This window comes from Desulfobacterales bacterium, from assembly GCA_029211065.1.
In the GTDB taxonomy this organism is placed as follows: Bacteria; Desulfobacterota; Desulfobacteria; order Desulfobacterales; family JARGFK01; genus JARGFK01.
This window is the reverse complement of record JARGFK010000157.1, coordinates 1-7072: the sequence shown is the minus strand read 5'-3', so window position 1 is coordinate 7072 and position 7072 is coordinate 1. Positions and strand designations below refer to the sequence as shown.

The window sequence follows — 7072 nt, the reverse complement described above, 5'->3', positions numbered from 1 at the left end:
GATTGGTTGAATGAAAATAACGGCCGGCTGGTAAATCTCGACAAGCTGACCTATGCCGGCAATCCCGAGAATTTAAGCCCGGTAAAAGACGATCCCCGCCATATTTTCGTCCAGGGCGATATCGGGGACCGGGCTCTAACGGCCGCTCTTTTAGCTCAATACAAGCCGGAGGCCATCGTCAATTTCGCGGCGGAAAGCCATGTGGACCGCTCCATCCATGGCCCGGAGGATTTTATCCGGACCAACATCGTCGGCACCTTCCATCTTCTCGAATCGGTTCGCGGCTACTGGTCGCCCCTCACCGATCATGAAAAAGAGCGGTTCCGTTTTCTCCACGTATCCACCGACGAGGTCTACGGTTCCCTGGGCGGTGCCGATCCCCCCTTTACCGAAACCACCCCCTATGCGCCCAACAGTCCTTACTCGGCTTCCAAGGCCTCCTCGGATCATCTGGTCCGGTCCTATCATCATACCTACGGCCTGCCGGTTCTGACCACCAACTGTTCCAACAACTACGGGCCCTACCAGTTTCCGGAAAAGTTGATTCCCCTGGTCATCATGAACGCCCTGAAAGGGGAAAAGCTGCCGATTTACGGCGATGGGACCAATATCCGCGACTGGCTGTATGTCGGCGACCACTGCGCCGCGATCCGGGCCGTATTGGCCAAGGGGAGGGCGGGCGAGGTCTATAATATCGGCGGCAATCAGGAAAAGACCAACCTGGAAATCGTTCGCACGGTCTGTGGGATTCTCGATGAACTGGCGCCCGACCCTTGCGGGAAACCCTATAGCCGGCTGATTTCCTTCGTCGAAGACCGGCCGGGCCACGATTACCGCTATGCTATCGATGCCGGGAAAATTGCCCGGGAGATCGGCTGGACCCCGGCCGAAACCTTTGAATCGGGGATCAGAAAGACAGTCGTCTGGTACCTGGAAAACCCGGCCTGGACCGAAAATATCATTAACGGCAGCTATCGGGATTGGATTGCTGAAAATTACGAGGGCAGATAGATAATGTCGAGAAAGGGAATTATTCTGGCGGGCGGCTCCGGGACCCGCCTCTATCCGATAACCATGGCCGTTTCCAAACAGCTCTTGCCGGTTTACGACAAGCCGATGATCTATTATCCCCTCTCGACCCTGATGCTGGCCGGGATAAAAGAGATCCTGATTATCTCCACTCCCCACGACACCCCCTTGTTTGAATATCTGCTGGGTGACGGCGGCCAGTGGGGGCTCAATATCAGTTATGCCGTGCAGCCTTCCCCGGACGGCCTCGCCCAGGCCTTCATCATCGGCAAGGATTTTATCGGCAACGATCCCAGCGCCCTGATCCTGGGTGACAATATCTATCATGGCCACGATTTTTCCAGGTTGTTGCTCCCGGCGGCGGAGAAGTCGAACGGCGCCACCGTCTTCGCTTACCGGGTTAACGACCCCGAACGCTACGGCGTCGTCGAATTCGATCAGCGGGGCAAGGCGGTCAGCATCGAGGAAAAACCTCTAAAACCCAAATCCTCCTTCGCCATAACCGGCCTCTACTTCTACGACAATCAGGTGGTGGATATCGCCGCATCGATCAAGCCCTCCGCCCGGGGCGAACTTGAGATTACCGAGGTCAACCAGCATTATCTGGAGCAGAATCAGCTCGAAGTCTCCCTGATGGGTCGCGGCTATGCCTGGCTCGATACCGGCACCCATGAGTCGCTCCTCGATGCCTCGCGGTTCGTGGAAATCCTCGAAAAGCGCCAGGGGCTTAAGGTCTCCTGTCCCGAAGAGATCGCCTGGAACATGGGTTATATCACCGATGACCAGTTGCAGGCCCTGGCCCACCCCCTGCTGAAGAACGGTTACGGCCAGTATTTGTTGAAAATCCTGGAACGAGGCTGGCGAATATGAAGATAACCCCGACAGCTATCCCGGAAGTGCTGCTTGTAGAACCGCGGGTCTTTGGGGACGAGCGCGGTTCCTTTTTCGAAAGCTTCAACGCCAGGTCATTTAACCGGGCCGTGGGCCGCGAGGTCCGCTTTGTCCAGGACAACCATTCCCGCTCCGGCAAGGATGTCTTGCGCGGCCTCCATTACCAGATCAAGCAGCCCCAGGGCAAGCTGGTCCGGGTGGTCAGCGGGGAAGTCTTCGACGTCGCCGTGGATATTCGCAAAAACTCGCCCTTCTTCGGCAAGTGGGTGGGGCAAACCCTCTCCGCGGAGAACAAACGGCAACTATGGATACCCGAGGGCTTCGCCCATGGTTTTATGGTGTTAAGCGATTCCGCCGAATTCCTCTATAAGACCACCGACTATTATGCCCCGGAGCATGAACGCTGTATCGCCTGGAACGATCCCGACCTCGGTATCGACTGGCCCCTTGCCGGCCAACCTGTTCTATCGGGTAAGGATGAGCAGGGGAAGCCCTTCAGCCGGGCCGAATGTTTTGTGGGAGCCGTGGTAAATCCGTTGGCCAGGGAAATCGCGCAGAAGTAGAAAGATGAAAGTGACTACTCCGCCCACAATCCTGATTACTGGCAAAAACGGCCAGGTCGGCTGGGAATTGCAGCGCGCCCTGCTGCCCCTAGGCCATCTCGTCGCCCTGGACCGCGAGGGAATCGATCTGGCCGATAACGATTCGCTTTGCCGGGTCGTCCGACGGGTCAAGCCCGATCTGATTGTCAATGGTGCGGCCTATACCGCCGTCGACAAGGCCGAGGAAGAGCGCGATCTGGCCATGCAGGTAAACGGCATTGCCCCCGGCGTTCTGGCCGAAGAGGCCAGGCGGCTTGATTCGTTACTGATCCACTACTCCACCGATTATGTCTTTGACGGCAGCAAGCAAACACCATATTCCGAGACCGACACCCCCGAGCCGATCAACACCTATGGCGCCGGCAAACTCGCCGGAGAGCGGGCCGTTCAAGCCGCCGGCGCCGACCACCTGATTCTGCGGACCTCATGGGTGTACGGCGCCCGGGGCAGTAATTTTCTGCTGACCATGCTCAGGCTGATGCGGGAGCGGGAAGAATTGCGGGTCGTCGCCGATCAAACCGGTACCCCTACCTGGGCAAGGCTCATCGCCGAGACCACCGCCCAGATCATCGGGCAGTCACTGGATGAGCGGCGGCGGAAATCATTTCAATCGGCGATCTATAATCTTACCTCCGCCGGCGCTACGACCTGGCACGGTTTTGCCGAAAAGATCAAGGCCGTCGCCGAGCAGGGAAATCAAAGGGAACTTTTGACAATCCAAAATATCGAGCCTGTCAGTACCGAGGAGTACCCGACCCCGGCCAGGCGCCCGCGGAACTCCACTATGATGATTACCAAACTGCAACAGAAGTATGGTCTGACCATGCCGAACTGGGATGCGGCTCTGGAACTCTGCATGGAGGAGCTTTCATGAATCCCCATGCCGCCCAGCCCACCTCCCTTGCTGCTTTGGCCAAAAGCCTCTGGCGCCACCGCCAGCTTATCGTCCAGATGACGCGGCGCGATGTGGCGGGGCGCTACCGGGGCTCGGTCCTGGGCATGGCCTGGTCGTTCTTCAACCCGGTGTTCATGCTGGCGGTGTACACCTTTGTCTTTTCCGTGGTTTTCAAGGCCCGTTGGGGAGTGGATGTGGATGAAGGCAAGACCCAGTTCGCCATAGTGCTCTTTGTCGGTATGATCGTCCACGGCCTGCTGGCCGAGGTCCTGAACCGCGCCCCCGGCCTGATCCTTGCCAATACCAACTACGTCAAAAAAGTCGTGTTCCCATTGGAAATACTGCCCGTGGTCAGTATGGGGGCAGCTCTGTTTCACAGCCTGGTGAGCCTGGTGGTCTTACTGGCGGCCTGTGTTATCTTCAACGGCTATCTGCATTGGACGGCGATTTTGACTCCACTGGTCTTACTGCCCCTTATCGTCCTTACCCTGGGCCTGGCCTGGATGCTGGCCTCCCTGGGGGTCTTTTTGCGCGATGTCGGCCAGACCATCATCATTATTACCACGGTGATGCTGTTTTTGGCGCCTGTTTTTTATCCGGTCAGCGCCGTGCCGGAAGCGGTCCGAGTTTTTATCATGGCCAACCCCCTTACCTTTATTATCGAGCAGGCGAGAGAGGTGCTGATCTGGGGGCGTTTGCCGAACTGGCTTGGTCTGGGTATTTATACATTAGTGGCCACCGCCTTCGCCTGGGCCGGCTATGCCTGGTTCCAGAAAACCAGAAAAGGCTTTGCCGATGTCCTTTGATCCATCGCTTCTCCTTGGCGAATCGCAAACATTGGAATACAAATCCAACTTCGATAAATCGGCGGTTGAATCATTGGTGGCGTTTGCGAATGCGCGCGGCGGAACAGTGCTGATTGGGGTGACTGATGCAGGTAAGATTCAGGGCGTGACTCTGGGCAAGGAGACACTTAATGAATGGCTGGGGCAAATTAAATCCACCACAAGTCCATCGCTCATTCCAGATCTCGTGAGTGAAAATGTCAAAGGTAAAACCATAGTCGTTATTGAAGTTAGCGAATTCCCGGTTAAACCAGTTAGTATCCGTGGCCGGCACTTCAAGCGCGTGGCTAACTCTAACCACCAGCTTGATCTGGCCGGAATATCAAATCTTTACATACAATCACCTCAGCTTTCCTGGGATGCCTACGAGGCGCCAAATGAATCTTTGGACGCATTGTCTTTGTTGAAAATTAATCGATTCATTAGTCAAGTGAATGACAGTGGGCGCTTTGCGCTGGAAGGTGAACCGCTGGCGGCATTAGAAAAACTTAAATATTTCATCAGCGATCATCCTACTTGGGCAGCCTTACTGCTCTTTGCCCGTGAGCCACTACGTCACCACATTCATATTGGTCGATTTAAAACGGCGAGTATGATCATTGATGACCGGCAGATTACCGATACTTTGTTTGAAGCAGTCGATCAGGCTATGAAATTCATCGTGTCATACATCAGTGTTGCGTTTGAATTTGATGGCAGTCTACAGCGCAAAGAGCGTTTCGCTTACCCTTTACCCGCTTTACGTGAGGCGTTGTTAAATGCAGTGGTTCATCGTGACTACACAAATCCATCTGATATTCAGATCAAGATATTTGACGATAGCATCACATTTTTTAGTCCCGGGCGGTTTTATGGCGGGCTGAGCGTGGCAGATATCCAGACTGACAATTATCAGTCGCACTTGCGTAACAAACTAATTGCTGAGGCATTTTACCTGACGAACAATATCGAAAAATACGGCAGTGGCTTCATTCGTATACGCAAAGCATTGCAAAATTACCCTGAAGTAAGCTTTGTAGTACAGGAAATCGGCGGCGGAGTGCTGTTAACATTTTCACAGATTAAAACGGAGCAACCGGAGGATCTGGAGACAGCGACAAAACAAGGTTCGGAGAAAAGTTCGGAGAAAAGTTCGGAGAAAAGTTCGGAGAAAAGTTCGGAGAAAATACTCAGGCTGCTACAGAACACCCCAACGGTGACTGCCAGAGAAGTAGCGCAGCAACTGGGTATTAGTCAGCGTGCCGTCGAAAAGCAAATAGACAAACTAAAGCGTGCGGGAAAATTATGCCGGGTAGGGCCGGACAAAGGCGGCTATTGGGAAGTGTTGGAGACATAATGATGAACCCTGTGAATCCTGCTCATAACGACATCGCCATTCGCATTGAAAACCTCAGCAAGTGCTACCAGATTTATGATACCCCGCGTGATCGGCTCAAGCAATTCGTCTTGCCGCGTTTAAGACGGATGATGGGCAAATCAGAAAAACAATTTTTTGGCGAATTCTGGGCGATCAAAGACGTTTCGTTTGAGGTCAAAAAAGGCGAGACAGTAGGCATCATTGGCCGCAACGGCAGCGGCAAATCCACCCTGCTGCAAATGATCTGCGGCACGCTTAATCCCACCAATGGCAGCATTCAAACCAATGGCCGCATTGCCGCCTTGCTGGAGCTTGGCTCCGGCTTCAACCCTGAATTTACCGGGCGGGAAAACGTCTATATGAATGCCTCTGTGCTGGGTTTGGGTGACGAAGAAATTGACATGCGCTTTGACGAGATCGTCGCCTTCGCCGACATTGGTGAGTTTGTCGAGCAGCCCGTAAAAACCTATTCCAGCGGGATGATGGTGCGTCTCGCATTCGCTGTTGCGATCAACGTCGATCCTGAAATTCTGATCGTCGATGAAGCGCTTTCTGTGGGGGATGAACTATTTCAGAGGAAGTGCTTTTCTCGTATCGAGGCCATCCGTGCCAAAGGTGCGACCATCCTGTTTGTGTCTCACTCAGGCGGCACTATCGTTGAGCTGTGTGATCGTGCCGTGCTGATGGACGCGGGTGAAAAACTGACGGTTGGGGTGCCGAAACAAATTGTGGGTCGTTACCAAAAGTTGCTCTACGCCCCTGCGGATATACGTGATGCCATTCGTGAGCAAATTAGCCGAGCGGATGAGCACGTTGTCGCATCGGCCAGTGCCGTTGAAGATCCATCGCCCGAAGAACACGCGTCCCTTAAACATATACAAGAGCTGCCAGAGAGTTTTGACCCCAATCTCAAACCCAGCAGCACCATCGAGTACGAATCTCATGGGGCCTATATTGGAACCCCGGCGTTATTGACCCTGGCGGGTGAGCAGGTTAACAGCCTAGTCCGTAGCAAGACTTATCAGTATACCTATAGTGTGCGGTTCACAAAGAGCGCAAGCAACGTGCGCTTCGGTATGTTGATTAAGACCACTTCTGGAGTGGAGTTGGGCGGTGGCGTATCAGCAAGTTCCGTCAGGGACAGCTTGGCTTATGTGGAAGCAGGATCAATCTATCGGGTTGAGTTCCTGTTTCGTTGCGCCTTGAATCCAGGCGTGTATTTTCTAAATGCGGGTGTGCTTGGGGATGTGGATGGCAGTGAAACTTATCTTCATCGCATGATAGATGTTGCAATGTTCAGGGTGCAACAAGATACAGAGAATCTAGCGACGGGTATTGTTGATTTTGGTTGCTATCCAGAGCTTGAGCTACAGCAAACACAAGGTTGAAGAAAATAGATATTATGGAGATGAAAATCAATAAGTTGATTGTCGTATTGGGAATGCACCGCAGC

General features: G+C 53.8%; 7 protein-coding genes. All 7 read left to right on the top strand.

Features of this window, described 5'->3' with window-relative positions:
* The coding region (gene rfbB, locus P1P89_21295; GenBank protein MDF1594052.1) for a dTDP-glucose 4,6-dehydratase at positions 1–1011 on the top strand (1011 nt) is incomplete at its 5' end.
* A gap of 3 nt (positions 1012–1014) precedes the next feature.
* Positions 1015–1899 (top strand): glucose-1-phosphate thymidylyltransferase RfbA, encoded by an 885-nt coding sequence (rfbA, locus tag P1P89_21290; protein MDF1594051.1) that lies wholly within the window; start codon positions 1015–1017, stop codon positions 1897–1899.
* On the top strand, positions 1896–2483 hold the full coding sequence (rfbC, locus tag P1P89_21285; GenBank protein ID MDF1594050.1) for a dTDP-4-dehydrorhamnose 3,5-epimerase: 588 nt from the start codon (positions 1896–1898) through the stop codon (positions 2481–2483). Before rfbA ends, rfbC begins: the two co-directional genes overlap by 4 nt.
* Before the next feature lie 4 nt (positions 2484–2487).
* Positions 2488–3396, top strand: coding sequence for a dTDP-4-dehydrorhamnose reductase (gene rfbD / locus P1P89_21280; protein ID MDF1594049.1), 909 nt, complete (start codon positions 2488–2490; stop codon positions 3394–3396).
* Positions 3393–4223 carry an ABC transporter permease gene (locus tag P1P89_21275; GenBank protein ID MDF1594048.1) on the top strand — a complete coding sequence of 277 codons (831 nt, stop codon included), beginning with the start codon at positions 3393–3395 and terminating at the stop codon, positions 4221–4223. Before rfbD ends, P1P89_21275 begins: the two co-directional genes overlap by 4 nt.
* Positions 4177–5598, top strand: a complete 1422-nt coding sequence (locus P1P89_21270; GenBank protein ID MDF1594047.1) for a putative DNA binding domain-containing protein — start codon at positions 4177–4179, stop codon at positions 5596–5598. Before P1P89_21275 ends, P1P89_21270 begins: the two co-directional genes overlap by 47 nt.
* Positions 5598–7007: an ABC transporter ATP-binding protein gene (locus P1P89_21265; GenBank protein MDF1594046.1), complete on the top strand. Its 1410-nt coding sequence runs from the start codon at positions 5598–5600 to the stop codon at positions 7005–7007. Before P1P89_21270 ends, P1P89_21265 begins: the two co-directional genes overlap by 1 nt.
* Positions 7008–7072 lie beyond the last annotated feature (65 nt).